At 34.1% G+C, this 17,645-nt stretch carries 21 protein-coding genes; all 21 read left to right on the plus strand.

Features of this window, described 5'->3' with window-relative positions; translation table 11 throughout:
- The first annotated feature begins 70 nt into the window (after nt 1–70).
- Entirely contained in the window at nt 71–496 is a 426-nt protein-coding gene (locus DI077_RS15640) for a hypothetical protein (RefSeq protein ID WP_135354912.1), read from the plus strand.
- Nucleotides 497–509: 13 nt separating this feature from the next.
- Nucleotides 510–767, plus strand: coding sequence for a hypothetical protein (locus DI077_RS15645; RefSeq protein ID WP_109020940.1), 258 nt, complete (start codon nt 510–512; stop codon nt 765–767).
- A gap of 217 nt (nt 768–984) precedes the next feature.
- Nucleotides 985–1,803: a FlgO family outer membrane protein gene (locus DI077_RS15650; RefSeq protein ID WP_109020939.1), complete on the plus strand. Its 819-nt coding sequence runs from the start codon at nt 985–987 to the stop codon at nt 1,801–1,803.
- 219 nt (nt 1,804–2,022) lie between these two features.
- Nucleotides 2,023–3,504 carry a TIR domain-containing protein gene (locus DI077_RS15655; protein ID WP_109020938.1) on the plus strand — a complete coding sequence of 494 codons (1,482 nt, stop codon included), beginning with the start codon at nt 2,023–2,025 and terminating at the stop codon, nt 3,502–3,504.
- Nucleotides 3,505–3,687: 183 nt separating this feature from the next.
- Nucleotides 3,688–4,107, plus strand: a complete 420-nt coding sequence (locus tag DI077_RS15660) for a hypothetical protein (RefSeq protein ID WP_109020937.1) — start codon at nt 3,688–3,690, stop codon at nt 4,105–4,107.
- Nucleotides 4,108–4,109: 2 nt separating this feature from the next.
- Nucleotides 4,110–4,433 carry a hypothetical protein gene (locus DI077_RS15665; RefSeq protein ID WP_109020936.1) on the plus strand — a complete coding sequence of 108 codons (324 nt, stop codon included), beginning with the start codon at nt 4,110–4,112 and terminating at the stop codon, nt 4,431–4,433.
- Between the two features lie 416 nt (nt 4,434–4,849).
- Complete coding sequence (locus DI077_RS19800; RefSeq protein ID WP_109020935.1) at nt 4,850–5,062, plus strand: AbrB/MazE/SpoVT family DNA-binding domain-containing protein; 213 nt, start codon at nt 4,850–4,852, stop codon at nt 5,060–5,062.
- Nucleotides 5,059–5,460: a type II toxin-antitoxin system death-on-curing family toxin gene (locus DI077_RS15670; RefSeq protein WP_109020934.1), complete on the plus strand. Its 402-nt coding sequence runs from the start codon at nt 5,059–5,061 to the stop codon at nt 5,458–5,460. The genes DI077_RS19800 and DI077_RS15670 overlap by 4 nt, the downstream gene beginning before the upstream one ends.
- A gap of 205 nt (nt 5,461–5,665) precedes the next feature.
- Nucleotides 5,666–6,244 (plus strand): DUF6932 family protein, encoded by a 579-nt coding sequence (locus DI077_RS15675; protein WP_109020933.1) that lies wholly within the window; start codon nt 5,666–5,668, stop codon nt 6,242–6,244.
- Nucleotides 6,237–7,205: a hypothetical protein gene (locus tag DI077_RS15680; RefSeq protein ID WP_109020932.1), complete on the plus strand. Its 969-nt coding sequence runs from the start codon at nt 6,237–6,239 to the stop codon at nt 7,203–7,205. Before DI077_RS15675 ends, DI077_RS15680 begins: the two co-directional genes overlap by 8 nt.
- A gap of 204 nt (nt 7,206–7,409) precedes the next feature.
- Nucleotides 7,410–8,090, plus strand: a complete 681-nt coding sequence (locus DI077_RS15685) for a hypothetical protein (RefSeq protein ID WP_109020931.1) — start codon at nt 7,410–7,412, stop codon at nt 8,088–8,090.
- 328 nt (nt 8,091–8,418) lie between these two features.
- Nucleotides 8,419–8,784: a hypothetical protein gene (locus tag DI077_RS15690; protein WP_109020930.1), complete on the plus strand. Its 366-nt coding sequence runs from the start codon at nt 8,419–8,421 to the stop codon at nt 8,782–8,784.
- Complete coding sequence (locus DI077_RS15695; RefSeq protein ID WP_109020929.1) at nt 8,768–9,103, plus strand: helix-turn-helix domain-containing protein; 336 nt, start codon at nt 8,768–8,770, stop codon at nt 9,101–9,103. Before DI077_RS15690 ends, DI077_RS15695 begins: the two co-directional genes overlap by 17 nt.
- 238 nt (nt 9,104–9,341) lie before the next feature.
- Nucleotides 9,342–9,872, plus strand: a complete 531-nt coding sequence (locus DI077_RS15700; protein WP_109020928.1) for a hypothetical protein — start codon at nt 9,342–9,344, stop codon at nt 9,870–9,872.
- Entirely contained in the window at nt 9,856–10,710 is an 855-nt protein-coding gene (locus DI077_RS15705) for an SEC-C metal-binding domain-containing protein (protein ID WP_109020927.1), read from the plus strand. The genes DI077_RS15700 and DI077_RS15705 overlap by 17 nt, the downstream gene beginning before the upstream one ends.
- A gap of 201 nt (nt 10,711–10,911) precedes the next feature.
- Entirely contained in the window at nt 10,912–12,006 is a 1,095-nt protein-coding gene (locus DI077_RS15710; protein ID WP_109020926.1) for an SIR2 family protein, read from the plus strand.
- Nucleotides 12,007–12,248: 242 nt separating this feature from the next.
- A complete protein-coding gene (locus DI077_RS15715; RefSeq protein WP_109020925.1) occupies nt 12,249–12,938 on the plus strand; it encodes a homing endonuclease associated repeat-containing protein in 690 nt (229 codons plus the stop codon).
- Between the two features lie 404 nt (nt 12,939–13,342).
- Nucleotides 13,343–14,089 carry a hypothetical protein gene (locus DI077_RS15720; protein WP_109020924.1) on the plus strand — a complete coding sequence of 249 codons (747 nt, stop codon included), beginning with the start codon at nt 13,343–13,345 and terminating at the stop codon, nt 14,087–14,089.
- Nucleotides 14,090–14,358: 269 nt separating this feature from the next.
- Nucleotides 14,359–14,997 carry a hypothetical protein gene (locus DI077_RS15725; RefSeq protein ID WP_109020923.1) on the plus strand — a complete coding sequence of 213 codons (639 nt, stop codon included), beginning with the start codon at nt 14,359–14,361 and terminating at the stop codon, nt 14,995–14,997.
- Nucleotides 14,998–15,294: 297 nt separating this feature from the next.
- Nucleotides 15,295–16,224 carry a hypothetical protein gene (locus DI077_RS15730; RefSeq protein ID WP_109020922.1) on the plus strand — a complete coding sequence of 310 codons (930 nt, stop codon included), beginning with the start codon at nt 15,295–15,297 and terminating at the stop codon, nt 16,222–16,224.
- 197 nt (nt 16,225–16,421) lie between these two features.
- Complete coding sequence (locus DI077_RS15735; protein ID WP_109020921.1) at nt 16,422–17,462, plus strand: hypothetical protein; 1,041 nt, start codon at nt 16,422–16,424, stop codon at nt 17,460–17,462.
- Nucleotides 17,463–17,645: the final 183 nt, after the last annotated feature.

The following is a 17,645-nucleotide window of genomic DNA, read 5'->3' on the forward strand; positions in this document are numbered from 1 at the left end:
CAAAATTAGTATAATAAAGATAGTCCTAATCATATTTTCTCTATGGATCGGTTCAGGAATAATAATATTCTTGTCATTTAACGAAGCATTAATTGGACCCATTGGAGATATGTTTGGTGCTATTAATGCCCTTTTCTCTGGGCTAGCTTTAGCTGGAATAATCTATACGATATATCTTCAGCATGAAGAACTAAAATTACAAAGAGAAGAGTTAAAATTGACACGAATTGAATTAAGAAGAAGTGCTGAAGCACAAGAAAAATCTCAGTTATCTATTCAAGAACAAGCAGATGCTCTCACATATACTGCAACGCTCAATACATTAAGTTCTTTAATAAACTCTACAATGATGCAGCTCGAACCTAGCAATGGATTTTATTTAGGTGACACTGATAAAAAAATAAAATTAAAAAATGAATTAACTGAATATCATCAAAAATTAATTAAATTAAAGGGAATGTTAGAAAAAGAAAATTCAGAGTTTTTTAAAGAATAAAAGGAGATTACTTATGAGCATTTTTGAAATAATGGATATGGAAGGAGATCACGTAGCAAATTCAGGAAGTTTACATGGCTTACCTAACGATGGTTCTATAGAATTACAGTTAATAGACAACTTTGATACAAAAATTGAATTTCCCTTTCAATTCATTCGCACAAATAATACTGATCAACACTACCCAGGAATTTCTGTGAATGTAAAATATATCGCAAAAGCTGGAAGTATTGAAGAAAACATCAAGATTTCAAAATATTCTAGAGTTTAATTCCGACCTTCGTATAACTACGGCTTATCGCTACGCTTCGGGATTCACTATCGTTCACCCTCGCTCGGTCTCCGACACATTCCTCTTCTGTCACTCGTTTGCATACGCAAACTACGTGCCAGTCCCTAACGCCTCTTTGAGGCTCAGGGTCGAGGAACGTCGATAAGCCTAGTTCGTTAAACGCAAGATCGCAAAAATTAAGAATTAAAGGAAAAAAATGAAAAGATTGATCCCCACTGTCATATTGCTTTTATCAGCAATTTGGAATTGTAATGAGAATACGGCCGATTTTGCAATATTATCTGCACCTGTTGCATATTCATTAGCAAAGAATGCAATTAAGCAAGAAAAGCCTGATGGACAAATTACAATCGTTGCTTCATGGCAAAGTTTGAATTTCGAAAATAATCAATGGCCCCATGGAAACTTAAATTTTATCATTACCACTCCGGATTATCCTGGAAAGAAAGTTTATATTCAATATGTGTTTAATGGAACGTATACTGCTACTGCGATAGTCACTATGCCAGATAAAAAACCCACACAATATCAAGTAAACTTATATGAAAGCGCGCTAATTTTAGGTCAGGCAGCTTCCGCGGAAACTTACATTCAAGATATAGCAAAGAAAATATCTCCTTCTTTAAAAGATAGAAAAGTGGCAGTTCTGGATTTTCAAGGAGTCCTCGGTGAAAAAAATATTTTCGGTAAGAGAATTGCAGAATCTTTTATTAGCACCTTAGCATCATCAAATGTTAAAGTAGTAGAACGTAAATTACTAGACCCACTTCTCGATGAAATGAAGTTCCAAACTGATGGATTAGCAAAAGGTGATGGAAATGAAGTCAGAAATAAAATTGGAAAATTTTTGGGCGCAAATACTATTATTACTGGAACAATAAAAAATGAGCGTGAAGAGTTAATCATCAATGCAAGAGCTATTGATCTTACAGAAGGGTTAATTCTAGGTGCTTCTCAAACAGTTATTCCAAAATATTTGATCAAAGAAACTGATTTAGTGACTATGAGTAAATAAGCTTATTCTAGCGATCCAGCGTTTAACTACGGCTTATCGCTACGCTTCGGGATTCACTCCGTTCACCCTCGCTCGGGCTACGCCACATTCCTCTTCTGTCACTCGCTTGCATACGCAAGCTACGTGCCAGTCCCTAACGCCTCTCCGAGGCTCAGGGTCGAGGAACGTCGATAAGCCTAGTTCGTTATACGACATTACTTAAATTACAATGAGGAAATAATGTATCAATTACAAGACGTATTCAAAAAATCCGGATTACCTACCTTAACATTCGTAGAACCTTCTGAATATAACAAAATCAAAGTTTCATTGAGAACAAAAGGTCGAGGATTGGTTGTTGAAGGACCATCTGGAATCGGCAAAACAACATGTATAAAAAAAGCAATTCTTGAATCTAACAATAGACAAGAAATACTAGAACTAAATTCCAGAGACGTTAATGATATCGAACTAATAAGACGATTACCAGAAATGGAAAAAATTGGCTTAGTAATCATTGATGATTTTCATGTGCTAAAGGACGAAATAAAAATTGGAATTGCTAATTTCATGAAATTATTAGCCGAAAAAGAAGATCAAGACAGTAAAATTATTATCGTTGGCATTAACAGAGCTGGGGATTCATTAGTACGTTTTGCCCTGGACTTGAATAATAGAATTGATACTGTTCGTTTTGAAAAAAATTCGGATACAAAAATCGAAGAATTAATTAAAAAAGGAGAAGAATCTTTAAATATAGAAATTGAAAGAAAGGAAGAACTTGTAAAATTATCAACAGGAAGTTTTCACTTAGCACAATTATTTTGCTTTGAATTTTGCATAAGTGCAAACGTCATTGAAAGGCAATCCGAAAATAAAATAATCTCAAATAGTGTCGAATTAATCAAAGAAAGCGTCATTGAAGAAATTGGAAGAGTGTTCCATGGATATGTAAGAGAATTTTCAATAGGAACAAAACTTAAGCGAGCTGGCAGGGCACCTTATTTACATCTATTAAAGTGGTTATCGGAGAGCGAAGGTTGGAGTGTACAAATGGATGAAATTATATTACAAAAACCTTATTTTAAAGGTTCATTGTCACAAATTATAGAAAAAGGTTTTTTATCTGCGTTATTAAACAAAAAAGTAGAATTGCAAAAAGTACTCCACTACGATTCTTATTCAAAAGTATTAGCAATAGAAGATCCGAAATTCCTATTCTATTTAAAAAATCTCTCTTGGAAAAAAATATCAAGAGATATAGGTTTTTCTAACATAGATTTCTCGGCAAAATATGATTTTGCACTTTCTTTTGCAGGAGAAAATCGTGAATTAAGCGCTGCCCTTTTCGAATCTTTGACTGAAAATGAGATAGAAGTATTCTACGATAAAAATGAACAACACAGACTACTTGCAGAAAATGTAGAAGAATACTTAGCTCCCATCTATAGATCAGAAGCAACTTTCGTAATTGTCATATTAAGCAACTCTTATCCAAAAAAAATATGGACCAAATTCGAATCAGATCAATTTAAACATAGATTTGGAGAAGGTAGTGTAATTCCTATTGTTTATACTGATATGAATATAACCCAATTTGATTTAACAGATAAAATCGGATATTTAAAATTTGATCCAAAATTACCGTTTAAGTCACAAGTCTCAGAGATAATAGAAATTTTACTAAAAAAAATTGAAACCAAAAGAAGTAACGTCGTATAACTGCGCCTTACCGCTACGCTTCGGGATTCGTTTCACTCACCCTTGCTCGGGCTAAAGCCACATTTCTTTCGTGTCACTGCGCTTGCTTAGCAATCTCGTGCCACTTCAGAAACGTCGGTAAGGCTAGTTCGTTATGCGAAATATGCAAAAATAATCTTAAAAAATCTTTAAAATTAGGGATGTATGAAAAGAAAAATAAAAAAGAAAACTGAATATATTGATATAAAACAAGACACGCTCTCCGAACATCATTTTTCGGAAAGTGGATTAATTCAGTTTAAAAATTGTATTAATATTTTCGCAAAAGATTTATTAGAGCAAATAAAGTTTCGTGAAAAATCACAGAAAATTAAAAAAGAGCAAAAGGAATTTAATGGAGATAATGTAATCGAGGCTAATTTAATACTAAGACAAAAATTAGTAGGAAACAAAAGACCAACATTACTAATAATACTAAATATTGCCGAATATCCAATTATGGGAATTGCTGGAATCGGAGCTAGTAATATTACAACTTTATGGGGAGCAATAACATTAGTAGCATGCCTTATCTTAGCTGGCTCAACAGTCTTTTTTAGAATTACAAAGGAACAAGAATTATAAATATGAAAAAACAAAATATTCGTTCAACGAAATCAGACGAAGAAATTTTATACGAAAAATTAATGATCGAAAACCAAAAAATCTTTGAGTTAACGGAAAGAAAAAACAGAAAGAATGAATTATTATCATTAATTCTTCGGATGTATTCCTTAATGGGAATCTTTCTAATATTAAGTGGTTTATTCTATGAAGAATTAATCGCATTACTCAAGGGGAACCCTATACGATTAGTATTGATCGGAGGTGGATCTATCATTCTATTTTTTTCATTATCATATCTTTCAATTATAAAAAAAAGAAAAATCAAGGAAAAAGATACTTTCTAATTGCATACTTCGCATAACTACGCCTTACCGCTACGCTGCGGGATTTGCTTCGCAAACCCTTGCTCGGGCTAAAGCCACATTGTCCTCCGTCACGCCGCTTGCATAAGCAACCAGCGCGCCGACGCTAACGCCTTTCTCTGAAAGGCTCAGCTACGGACAACGTCGGTAAGGCTAGGTCGTTATACGCAATAGCCCAAATTTTTTGAATCAAATGCAGTATTGATTAATTTAAATAGATTAGGCATTTACGAAAAAAGAAGATTCATTTACAATTCTTCAAATTTTGAAAAGGGGTCGGGATTTTGCTAATTTACATTTAAATACGTAATCGTTTTTTTTTGAAATCTTGGATAAACTGAATATTTTGGTTGCCAGCAATAAAATCCTGTTATTACATTGTGGTAACAGGTACAAAAATGCTAAAAAAACTCGTTCAACACGGAAATAGTTCGGCTCTAGTAATTGAAAAACCTATACTAGAACTACTAAATATTGATATAAATACAACTCTTGAAGTCACTACTGATGGTAAGTCTCTAATCATTAAACCCGCGAATAAAAGTATTTTAAAATCATTGGACAAAATTAATAAAAACCATTCTAAAACATTGAAAAAACTTTCTCAATGAATCAAAATGAAATCATCTTTCTTAGTTTAGAAGATATTTTAATTATTCATTCTAATCAAATTGAGTCATATGGTGGCTCAGCAGAAATTAGAGACCTGGGCTTGCTTCAGTCCGCAATTAGCCAACCATTGGCATCATTTGATGGAGTCAATTTTCACCATTCCATTTTTGATAAGGCCGCAGCCTACCTTTTCCATATTTGTAAAAACCATCCGTTCATTGATGGTAACAAACGCGTAGCTCTTGCCACTTCATTAGTTTTTCTCGATTTAAATGGATTCGAAGTTTTGGATACTAATGAAATTCTCTATGACCTAGTTATAGCAGTTGCTGAAGGAAATATAAAAATAGAAGAAGTGAGTGAGAAGTTAAAGCTATTAGCACAATTTTCTCTCTGAACGATCAGGGCTACTGCGTATAACTACGCCTTACCGCTACGCTACGGGATTCGCTATCGCTCACCCTTGCTCGGGCTAAAGCCACATTGGCTTTCCGTCACGCTTCATGCAAAAGCAAGAAGGCGCGCCGTCTGCCAACGTCGGTAAGGCTAGTTCGTTATGCGAAACGTCATATCAAATTAAAATTTATTCTTTTTAAAACACTATGCCTATACCAAATTTTAATCAATCAAATGTTCTTCCACCATTTTTGCCAGGTAAGAATCCGACATTAATAGATTCTGTTGCTCCATACAGAGCTACGTTAAAAGAATTTATTGAGTTATTTAATACATCTGATAAGCGACGAAAAATTTTAATCGGTTTCCTGAAATATAGATTATATATAAAATCCCTTGGCTTTGTTAAAGGATTCCAATGGCTAGACGGAAGCTTCCTCGAGAACATAGAAAAATCCCAAGAAAGAAATCCAAATGATATAGATTTAGTTACCTTTGCTGAAAGGCCTATGACCATACAAAATGAAGCTGAATGGTCTGATTTTATCGATCAAAATTTTGAATTCTTTATTCCAGAAAGACTTAAAACAATATATTTTTGTGATGCATATTTTATTGATTTAGGATTAAAACCAGATTATATTGTAAAAAATACGGCCTATTGGTTTGGGTTATTCTCTCATCAAAGAGAAACATTTTTATGGAAAGGTATGGTCGAAATTGCCCTTTCTGACTCTGAAGACTCTCTAATTAGTACATTGGAATTGGAAGAACAAAATGCCTAAAAAACTTAAAATTGATAGTTTAAATGCAGATCTATCCGCAATTTCAAATCTTTTAAAATTTGCAGAGTCAGCGAATGACAAAATTGGCCAAATTCAATATAAATATAGGAAAATGGAGCTTGAAGAAAAAATATCAGCTCTTGAATCTACACCTACTCACAATGCTAGCATAGCACTCTATTTTGGAGGAAAACCCGTAATTGGTTCGGCTGGTATTTCAGCTGCTTTTGCAGGAAAAACAATACATTCATTTCAAAATATAATTTCAAACGTCTATGCCAGCTACAGCGGAGATAGAATGAATGATACAATAAAAGGTGAAAAAGGAAAACTTCCATTCTTAGACGAATCTAAACTAATGGTAACTACTATTACTAAAGGTTCTTTTGGTTTCATACTCGATGAAATTGACAATGAAAATACACTAACTAATACAAATTTATCTAACGTTGTTGATGAAGTGGCAAATATTTTGGTGGATACCAGTTCAAACGAAGAGTCATTTTTCTATGATGTTGTTGCACGTATAAACAGCAGAACTTTTAGTGCAGTGAAAGAGTTCTTCGTTACACTCGAAAAGAATTCGGCAACACTAAGAGTTGTAGAAGATAATAAAGATTTTTATCTTAATGAAGAAGCCATACATCGTGCAAAAATCAGAACTGAAGCATCAATTAGCGAAGAAAAGAAAATTGAATTAAAAGGAACTCTAATTGGAGTTCTACCTATTCATAGGAAATTTGAATTAGTTTTAGAAAATAATGGTCAGCTAATTTATGGCGGAATGACAAGTTCCGCTTTAAAACAGTATATGGATTTCGAACAACAAGGAATTTCAATGAAAGAAAATAAAATTCATGCGTTGTGTTATCAAAAAACAATAGAATCTTTAACTGCCGAACCTAAATCGGTTTACACTATTTACTATATTTCGTTAGAACAGCCAAACCTTCTTACCTGACGCTTCGCATAACTACGGCTTATCGCTACGCTTCGGGATTCACTACGTTCACCCTCGCTCGGTCTGCGACACATTCCTCTTCTGTCACTCGCTTGCATACGCAAGCTACGTGCCAGTCCCTAACGCCTCTTTGAGGCTCAGGGTCGAGGAACGTCGATAAGCCTAAGTCGTTATGCGTCATTCCACCTAAAAATCTAATCCAATATGAATATGATATTTAGTAATAAAATCGCAAAGCATGACTTCTTCGACACTGCAGTTGCAGATATTCTTCGGGCCATTGACGGCGGTTCACTGATGGGATCTATAATTCTGTCAATGTGCTGTATAGATTACATGGGGTTAGCAATGAATCCTGAGAAAAAAAATACAAAGTCAGATTTTAAGAATTTCATCACTGAACACATGTCTCAAGCTAACACTATTTATTCTGATCCTGATATAGCAGATGTATTGTATGCTGTGCGCAATTCTCTCATTCACTCGTATGGTAAATCAGACGCAACTGAAAACCTAAAACTAGATTTTGTCATAGATCAGAACAGATTTGAAAATCATCTAGCAGTTGTCACAAGCGGCAATCGACGATGCTTTTATTTGTATTTACCTCATTTCGTGGCAGAATTGATCGCCGGAGTTGAACATTTCTTTCGAAAATCTGCAATTACTCAAGCTTCGTTACACAAGTGGTATTCTAATCTTCTTTTAGTGTTAGGCGTTTCTGGATCTTCCTACCGATTCGATGTGGAGATTACTCCCGGAAATATACACAGTCGTTCCCATCGCTTCTTGGAAGTCCTGGATAATCCCAATCCTCTAAGTATTGAGTCTCTTCGTGAAAATATCAGTCTCCTAATAAGAAAACAATTAAATCCTGAGGTATAATCTGGCGGAACGACGCATAACTACGCCTTACCGCTACGCTGCGAGATTTGCTGTGCAAACTCTTGCTCGGCCTTCGGCACATTGTCCTCCGTCACGTTTCTTGCTTAAGCAAGAAAGCGCGCCGACGCTAACGCCTCCATCGGAGGCTCAGCTACGGACAACGTCGGTAAGGCTAATTCGTTAGCCGAAAGTTCGGGGAAGACGCCGCTTCCGTGCGGCGATTAAAACAAAAGATTTATAACTCATTAGTTTTCGTTACTTAAAACATCTGAAAAGTAGATAAAAATTCGATTTGACAATACCCTATTCAGTAGGGATAATTGGTTTATTGAAACGATTATTCATTCATTTTCAAGATTTTGATCAATTTTGGAAACATGCAAAGCTTGGAGATGAAGAACTACTTGAGTTTCAATCATATCTTCTCGAAAATCCTAAATCTGGTGTTGTCATTCCGGGTTCAAATGGATTAAGAAAGATTAGGTGGAAAAAGAAAGGTACTGGGAAGAGTTCTGGGATCAGGGTTTTTTATTTAGACCTTGAAGAATTTGGGACTACTTTCCTTATCTCTTTAATCGAAAAAAATGATCAGGAAAACTTATCTAAAGCTCAATTGAAGATACTTTCTCAATTAGTTCAAACTTTAAAAGATAATATGAAGAAAGGGAGAATCACAAATGGTAAAACAAAGTAACGATAAATTATTCAATAGCCTTGTTAAAGGATTAAATGATGCCATTGATTACTCTAATGGGGAGAATGTTCATGGCGTTCAAGCTAGAATCGTTTCTATTCCAAAACTACCTACTTTTAAAGGAAAAGAAATTAAAAGTATCAGAAATAAATTACATTTAACTCAGACTATATTTGCTCAAACTCTTGGTGTTTCCGAGAAAACTATTGAAGCTTGGGAATCGGGAAGAAATATTCCACAAGGCCCTGCTCAAAGAATGTTATTCGTTCTTAAAAATAATTCAAATGCACTCGACGTCCTAGGTGTTAAATACGGTTAGTTAAGATTGCGACGTCCTTGTCGCAGATCCCGAACCATCGGCTAACTACGCCTTACCGCTACGCTGCGGGACTCGCTTCGCTCACCCTTGCTCGGGCTGAAGCCACATTGTCCTCCGTCACGTTTCTTGCTTAGCAAGAAAGCGTGCCGACGCTAACGCCTCCTCAGAGGCTCAGCTACGGACAACGTCGGTAAGCCTAGTTCGTTATACGACATCGTAAATAAATTTGGAGAAAAGAATGAAACACGAATCTACTGAAGAAGATAAACTTACCATTACCGAGTCTGAAATCGATTTCGAAAACTGGATAACAAAAGACTTTATATCACCGCAACTAAAAAGTAAACTAACAGAATCGCAAATTTTAATTGTTCCTACAGAAGGATTCAGAGAATATAAAGGCCCCGTTTTTCCAGTTAAAACTGAAGAGATATTTCATTACATTAAATCTAACATTAATAATGAACTTATAGTTGATATATGCACTGAAGATTCTCAATATCGGGAACTTGCCCTACACAGTAATTTAATCGTATTAGGTGAATTTTTAGTCAAAACTGTTGCATTAACTATCTTTTTAGCAGTATTATCAAACTACATTTATGATAACTATGTGAAAAAAGGATCTGCTGATTCTATTGTTCGCTTAGCAATTACAGTAGAAAGAGGAAAAAAGAAATCTGTTCGTGTCGAATACGAAGGTCAGGCAAGTGGATTTAATCAAGTCTCAGATAAAATTAAGGAAATTATTCATGAAGGAAAAAAGTAGCATCAATGAAATTGAAGCCGATTTAAATAATTACAAAGACAGAACCAATGACGATACTAAAAAAACTAAAGAAATCCTTTTAAAAGATAAAGAATATTTACTTAGTAAAGACGATCAAGAAGGATTAAAAAAAAACTGGATATATTCTAAGATTCTAGAAATCCAAGAAGATTTCAAATCGGCATTTAACCTTATTAAGGATAATGAATTTTACCAGGGCTGGTGTAAATTAGAGGAAATAGAAATAGATTTAGAGTCTCTTAGTAGACATTTTTCACTTACTAATCAATTTGGATTATCACATATAACTGAGTATACACAAAAATTTCAAAAGCTATATCCCTATACAATCTTCTTCAGTCCAGAAATTCTGGAAATAGAAAAAAAATGTAACATTTGTGACCAGGTAGTTAATATTCGAAACCAATGTGGTCATTTACCAGGAAACATTTACAACGGAGAAATGTGTCACAGAATAGTGACCAATGGGGAAATTTTAGGTATAGCAGTAGTTAAAAATCCAGTTCAAAAATATTCCGTTGCTTTCTTATCTGATCCTCAAACTAATCAAAGAATTGATTATTACAATTATGATAATTTAAAATACTTGATAGGCGCATTATCAAATCCTTTTGAAAAATGGGAGTATAAAATAATGGATGTTCAGTATTCCCATAATCAATTTAAGCACGTTAGAAGAAATGATCCTTGTCCATGTGGAAGCAGCAAAAAGTATAAGGCTTGCTGTTTATTAGAAAAAGGTGTAAAAGGGATCCATTGTAAATTCGACCTTGAAAACCCTCCTCCCAAATCATATCCCAATTTTGAAATTACTTAATCCATTTACGACGTCGTATAACTACGGCTTACCGCTACGCTGCGGGATTCGTTTCACTCACCCTTGCTCGGGCGGAAGCCACATTGTCCTCCGTCACGTTTCTTGCTTAAGCAAGAAAGCGCGCCGACGCTAACGTCTCTACGAGACTCAGCTACGGACAACGTCGGTAAGCCTAGTTCGTTAAGCGCCATTTAGCAAAATATGACAATAGAATTTAAAACAAATAAAAATGTATATATACTTGGAGCAGGCTTCTCTGTTCCAGCAGGTATTCCAACAATAGATAACTTCTTTGATAAAACAAAGGAAGTTTTGAACTCTCTTGATCCTAACAAAGATAAAAGGGCATTTGAAGCAATAAAAACCCTACTTGAATTAAGATTTCAATCAGCGGCTGCAGCTTATTGGACAAAAACGAATTTAGACAATATTGAGGAATTATTTTCCTTCATCAGTGCTATTGATGAAGGATATTCCTTAGTAAATTCCGTCGTTGATTCAATTGCTATTACTATAGAAAAATTAAAAAGTGAACCAGGTAATTTTGGAAATAAAATCTATCTAGAAGATTTTATTTTAAATCAAAAATATCAAAAATTTCGAAGACTTGACGAAAGAGCTTATGCATATTTAGATTTTAATAATTATCAGAGAATAGTTGCTTCATTATTAGGGAATATTTACGCTACCGATGATGATGCAGAGAACGCATTTATAACTTTCAACTATGATACTGTCCTTGAAGAAACTTTAAATTCACTAGAAATTGATTATTCATATTACTTAGGGAAAGTATCATATGAGACGATAAATACCAATTATAATGAATCCGTAAGTTTATTAAAATTACATGGCAGTGTAAACTGGGGATTTCCTGGAACAAGGGGAAGTAAATTGACAATTTATAAAAACTCGTCCGAATGCTTTCAAAAATCCAAAAGTATAGCAATAATCCCGCCTACCTGGAATAAACACATAGATGGACAAACGGAAAAAGTTTGGCAACAAGCTGTAAAAGAATTGAAAACTGCTACGAGAATCATTATTATCGGCTTTTCATTTCCAGAGACAGATAACCACGTAAAATATCTTCTGTCTGCAGGCTTAAAAGATAATATATCACTCAGAAACGTTCTGTTCATAAATCCTATGGAAGAAAATGAAGCAAAAAGAAAACTCTCAAAAGTATTTAGTGATTCGTTGTTTATTAACGATAAAGTTCTCATATCTAGAACGAAAATCGAAAACTTCATAGATAAGCAAGAAAATCTAAAGCTAATAAATAGAGCAAGCTAAACAGCGCTTAACTACGCCTTACCGCTACGCTGCGGGATTCACTTCGTTCACCCTCGCTCGGGCTAAAGCCACATTTCTTCCGTGTCACTGCGCTTGCTCAGCAACCTCGTGCCACTTCAGAAACGTCGGTAAGGCTAGTTCGTTATACGAAATTGCAAAATATTTTTAACTAATTTTAATAAATTTAGAGTTCCACGAATATAATTTACAAAATATAATTAACATAAACGCTCGAGTTATTGATGAAATTTGAATTAAATGAATTTAATCGCAACATTTCGACCGAGGAAATGATAGAAGATTTAAAGCGATCTTATGAGATTGCAAAAAAAAATAATAAAAAACTAACAAGTAGAGAATATAATAAAATTGGGAAATATACCTCTGGCACCATTTCACTTCGATTTGGAAAATGGAATGAGGCTTTACTAAAAGCTGGATTAATTCCAAACTTAGAAAAAAATATTTCAGAAGCCGATCTTTTCAGTAATCTAGAGAAAATATGGATTGAGAAAGGGTCTCAACCTGTATACAGAGATTTAAATACTTCAACTTCGAAATACCATGCCTCAGCTTACGCTTTACGTTTTGGTAGTTGGAGAGATGCATTAAAAGCATTTATCGACTATATCAATCAAGATCCAGAGAATGAAATAGAAACAATAAGTGACATAGCCTCAAATGATTCAATATCAAATGAAATAAAACATAAAACTAGCAGAAATATATCAGATAGAATGCGTTTTAGAATTTTAGCAAGAGATGGTTTTACTTGTCAGTCATGTGGAGCTACCCCAATAAAAACTCGCGGTATTGAATTACATGTAGACCACATAATTCCTTGGTCACGAGGAGGAGAAACCGTAGAAATTAATTTACAAACAAAATGCCAGAAATGCAACATTGGAAAAGGAAACGCATTTACAGTATAAATGAATTTAAAATAGAAATAAGCATACAAAGAAATTAAATAATTTGCAACTTCGTATAACTACGGCTTACCGCGGCGCTGCGGGATTCGTTTCACTCACCCTTGCTTGGTCTGCGACACATAGCCCTCCGTCACACTTTTTGCTAATTTCATGCAAAAAGATGTGCCGACGCTAACGCCTCCTTGAGGCTCAGCTACGGACTACGTCGGTAAGCCTAGTTCGTTAGCCGACATTTCCAATTATCAATAATAAATACAGTAGCCGTAACAAACAAAGGCAGATTCGGATTTTATACCCTTACAGAACTCTAGCTTAATCAACAAAGAGTCTAAAAAATCAAGTAATACTATCTATACTCGCACAAATTAAAGCTTTATTAACAATATTAAAAAATAGGAATATATATGGAAAAAGTAAAAATTAAATTATACCGGATTGGCAATCTTTATAAGGAGATTGATTTTCGAGCACTTGAGCAATGGAATTCTAAAATATTTACTTTTATAGACGATATCCAGACACTTAGCATACAAGAAGACACGCAAGGTCCATTTTGGCGATACCTTGATAAACAATTAGAAAATATTATTCCCAAACCTGATAATAAAATCCTAAGTCTATGCATTATAGATCATCCGTTAGAAGAAAATTATTACATAAGAAGACTATCCGATAATAGAGTTTGTATCTCAATACACGAAATTAAAGATATATTAAAAACAGAAGAAATAAGCTTAAACAACTATTTATTGCGCTGTATATATGAGTTAGCTTTAGTATTTCACTCTCAAAATTCCAAAGTACCAATAAGTTTATACAAATTAGCTCATGATGAAAATCGAGGTTGCCTTTTTGATATGAATGCACATAAAGAAAATATTGCAAAATCCTGCAACCTTCCAATACTCTGCGATGAATGCTATGTCAAATATAAAGCATATTCAGTTTCAACCGAATTTTTAGATAGAATCAGAAAAGAAATAAAAAAAATTAATAGAAATTTATTTTATATCATCAAAGCATTCATACAAAAGCGACCAATAGTATCGATTGTCCTAACTTCATTATTTGCAATTTTCTTAAACATTCTCTCCTCTTATATTTTTGAAAAAATTAAAGAACTTTTCCAAAATATAGGAAACGTCGGCTAACTACGCCTTACCGCCACGCTGCGGGATTCACTTCGTTCACCCTTGCTCGGGCTAAAGCCACATTGTCCTCCGTCGCGTTTCTTGCATAAGCAAGAAAGCGCGCCGACGCTAACGCCTCCTTGAGGCTCAGCTACGGACAACGTCGGTAAGGCTAGTTCGTTATGCGAAATTGCTTAAATACAAAAAAAGAAGTTTAATTTCTTTAATAACTTTAAATTTCTCTATCAATGAAAAATTTTAATTTTATAAAATATTAGAAGGTATTAGCTATGAGAAATTTCAGCATTATAATAGCAATTGTATGCAGCATATTAATATCTGCATGTAGAACTAATGGCCAAATAAAGTCGAATTATCCGTCATACAAAATTAGTTCAGATGGAAAAGGTGCAAAAATTGAAATAAATATTGAGAATGAAACAGCTAACCCATTATTGCAAAACCAAAATATACAGACTATTATAGTTCAAAAAGAAAATATAAAGACAAATTTCAAAATCATTGAAGATCGTTATCGCCCAACTTTAGATAAAGCTATTAATTTAGTAGAAACAAAAGAACTATACGCGTTTTGGATGCGGATTGCAGGAAGAGCTTCTAGTGTAGTAGGAGGCTCAACGGCAGCTGCGACAGCTCAATCCAATCCAGTAACTGCGACAATCGCTGGTGCCGTCGCTGGTATTGGGGCTCTTGCCCAATGGTTGTTGGGAGATGAGAAATTTCAGGAAGACGCTAACAAATGCAAACCTCTGGCCAACTTAAAGATTGAACTAGATAATTTTATTACAAAATGGGAAATTTATGAAAACGATTCTGGTTTAACACAAGATGTATTTAAATTATTATTAAAAGATTTAGAATCACTTCTAAGTCAAATTAAGTCTAGTTACGAAATGTGTTATAATTAATTTCCTCAAAAATTATATTCTTTCAATTTCCCATACCATGGGAATAAAAATGATATCTAATACAAATCCTAAAAGCAGGTTTTGATCAAAACGCAACTTCGCATAACTACGCCTTACCGCTACGCTGCGGGATTCACTACGTTCACCCTTGCTCGGGCTGAAGCCACATTGCCCTCCGTCACGTTTCTTGCTTAAGCAAGAAAGCGCGCCGACGCTAACGTCTCTTCGAGACTCAGCTACGGACAACGTCGGTAAGGCTAGTTCGTTATACGTCATTTTCAATAACAGGAGTTAATAATGAGAAAAACAATAATATTTACAATTTATTCCTTTGTTATCTTGGCAACAAGTGGAATAAGCGCACAATTAAAACCTATTCTTGAGAATGAGATTATTTCGGATGCCTATTTAAATCCTCTAATAAATGAAAAAGGCTTCCATTGGAATATTAGAATCAAATCTAAAATTGAAAAACAGTTCTTTTTGAAAATTACAGAAATTCGAAATAATGAAACATATGAAATTTTAAATTCAAAAGTTAATTTAAAATTGGGAGAAAATAAACTAGAAAGTGAATTCTTAGATATAAAACAATTTAATTGGATTTTCGAAGACACTGATGCACAATTATTCTTTTCTCTGACTTTAGAAAATGAATCAAAGAAAAATTCTTATATTTTAAATATCCCTGTCACAATACAACAAACGGAACTTTCTGATTTACGAAGGTCTTCTGCTCTTTTCCTTAACGTAGATGAAAAGATTCGACCAATAAATATATATTATAATTTCGATGGAAGACGATGGTCAATTGTAAATCATCGCAATGAAAATAATAATATTTTTTATGAATTTTATCCATTTCCTTCTATTCCACAGTATTCTATTGAATTATTTCAAGTCTTCCGGTATATGTACATTGAAAATGAAAAATTTAATAATGCTATTAAAGATAAAAAGTTATTTTTTCAACAACTAATTTCTCAATCTAAATCAACTTGTAAAGGCTTCGAATCTAAAATTTTAAAGGAAGATAAAGAAAATTTATATTTTGAATATTCTGTTGAGTCGTGTAACGGTAGTAAACCAGCTTCATACTATGGTCGGTATCTAGTGAGCAAAAAATCAACTGTTTTGTTCATATTTATCTATTTCGAAAGTGAAATCCCAAAATTACAAAAAGAAATTTATCAAATAGGTTTAGAAAAACAAAGTAACAATTATTGAAAACGACGTATAACTGCGGCTTATCGCTACGCTTCGGGATTCACTTCGTTCACCCTCGCTCGGGCTACGCCACATTGGTCTCCGTCACGTTTCTTGCCTTAGCAAGAAAACGCGCCGACGGTAACGCCTGCACGCAGGCTCACCTACGACCAACGTCGATAAGCCTAGGTCGTTATACGACAGTTTTAAAAACCTATATGAAAGATTACATTTTATATTATTTAGGCGCAGGATCTAGTGCAAATTCAATACCAGTAGTAGGTGCTCTATCAAATAGAATGTCTGCTTTTAAAGGTTATTTGATTAATTCTGTTAATTTAGATAATCAGACTTTTCCTAAAGATAGTGGAATAGAAAGAACATTAATAGAAATTAGAAATGAATTTCTAAATAACATTGATTGGTTAATTGAGATGTCAGGAAGAAATTCCATAGACACTTTCGCTCGAAAATTATGGGATGCAAACAAATTAAAAGAATTAAGAATATTGAAAGCTACATTAGCTTGTTATATTCTACTAGAACAAACAATATCAGATACTCAATATAAATCTCTTGATCATAGGTACGAACACTGGCTCACAAAAATTACCGAACGAGATAGAGAGGAAGGAATTCCATTCTTAAAAAAGAATTTCAAAGTTATAAGCTGGAATTATGACATTCAAATTGAAAAAGCATTAGAATCAATTAGCCAAATAGATTTAAATGTTCCAGTTTTCAAAAAATGGGGTATATATCCCAAAACAGGTAGATATGACCCGAATTCATTAAATTCTGAAAATACTTCAATTATTAAATTAAACGGTTCTGCAGGGCTTCTAATTTCAACAGGGGAGGTCTACTCATTACTTACAAATACCTTTAAAACATTCGATAAAAATAGTGTAATCAATGGTCTATCTGTTTACTATCAATATAGTTACAATACGAGGTCGACTCAACCTATTTTCACATTCGCTTGGGAGAAAAATGCAATGGCTGCAAATGGAGTTAAAATCGCAAAAGAATTTGCCAAAAATGCAAAAGAACTATTTATTATTGGATATTCTTTCCCAGATTATAACAAGGATATTGATATAGAAATAATTAGTGAAATGGATAACTTAAAAAAAATTACACTGCAAATAAAAAATGATGTTCTTGAACATGTACAAGACATATTTAAATCATTGAAACCAACAGTTGAAATAAAAATTGATACTGAAATTACCCAATTCAAAGTTCCATATCTTTAAAACCGTCGTATAACTGCGGCTTATCGCTACGCTTCGGGATTCGCTCCGCTCACCCTCGCTCGGGCTAAAGCCACATTGGTCTCCGTCACGTTTCTTGCCTAAGCAAGAAAGCGTGCCGACGGTAACGCCTGCATCGCAGGCTCACCTACGACCAACGTCGATAAGCCTAGGTCGTTATGCGTC

It is taken from the genome of Leptospira kobayashii, assembly GCF_003114835.2.
Classification (GTDB): Bacteria; Spirochaetota; Leptospiria; order Leptospirales; family Leptospiraceae; genus Leptospira_A; species Leptospira_A kobayashii.

Coding starts and splice junctions, on each gene's coding strand:
- DI077_RS15645 (WP_109020940.1), top strand. CDS start 510: ATGAGCATTTTTGAAATAATGGATATGGAAGGAGATCACGTAGCAAAT.
- DI077_RS15650 (WP_109020939.1), top strand. CDS start 985: ATGAAAAGATTGATCCCCACTGTCATATTGCTTTTATCAGCAATTTGG.
- DI077_RS15655 (WP_109020938.1), top strand. CDS start 2,023: ATGTATCAATTACAAGACGTATTCAAAAAATCCGGATTACCTACCTTA.
- DI077_RS15660 (WP_109020937.1), top strand. CDS start 3,688: ATGAAAAGAAAAATAAAAAAGAAAACTGAATATATTGATATAAAACAA.
- DI077_RS15665 (WP_109020936.1), top strand. CDS start 4,110: ATGAAAAAACAAAATATTCGTTCAACGAAATCAGACGAAGAAATTTTA.
- DI077_RS19800 (WP_109020935.1), top strand. CDS start 4,850: ATGCTAAAAAAACTCGTTCAACACGGAAATAGTTCGGCTCTAGTAATT.
- DI077_RS15670 (WP_109020934.1), top strand. CDS start 5,059: ATGAATCAAAATGAAATCATCTTTCTTAGTTTAGAAGATATTTTAATT.
- DI077_RS15675 (WP_109020933.1), top strand. CDS start 5,666: ATGCCTATACCAAATTTTAATCAATCAAATGTTCTTCCACCATTTTTG.
- DI077_RS15680 (WP_109020932.1), top strand. CDS start 6,237: ATGCCTAAAAAACTTAAAATTGATAGTTTAAATGCAGATCTATCCGCA.
- DI077_RS15685 (WP_109020931.1), top strand. CDS start 7,410: ATGAATATGATATTTAGTAATAAAATCGCAAAGCATGACTTCTTCGAC.
- DI077_RS15695 (WP_109020929.1), top strand. CDS start 8,768: ATGGTAAAACAAAGTAACGATAAATTATTCAATAGCCTTGTTAAAGGA.
- DI077_RS15700 (WP_109020928.1), top strand. CDS start 9,342: ATGAAACACGAATCTACTGAAGAAGATAAACTTACCATTACCGAGTCT.
- DI077_RS15705 (WP_109020927.1), top strand. CDS start 9,856: ATGAAGGAAAAAAGTAGCATCAATGAAATTGAAGCCGATTTAAATAAT.
- DI077_RS15710 (WP_109020926.1), top strand. CDS start 10,912: ATGACAATAGAATTTAAAACAAATAAAAATGTATATATACTTGGAGCA.
- DI077_RS15715 (WP_109020925.1), top strand. CDS start 12,249: ATGAAATTTGAATTAAATGAATTTAATCGCAACATTTCGACCGAGGAA.
- DI077_RS15720 (WP_109020924.1), top strand. CDS start 13,343: ATGGAAAAAGTAAAAATTAAATTATACCGGATTGGCAATCTTTATAAG.
- DI077_RS15725 (WP_109020923.1), top strand. CDS start 14,359: ATGAGAAATTTCAGCATTATAATAGCAATTGTATGCAGCATATTAATA.
- DI077_RS15730 (WP_109020922.1), top strand. CDS start 15,295: ATGAGAAAAACAATAATATTTACAATTTATTCCTTTGTTATCTTGGCA.
- DI077_RS15735 (WP_109020921.1), top strand. CDS start 16,422: ATGAAAGATTACATTTTATATTATTTAGGCGCAGGATCTAGTGCAAAT.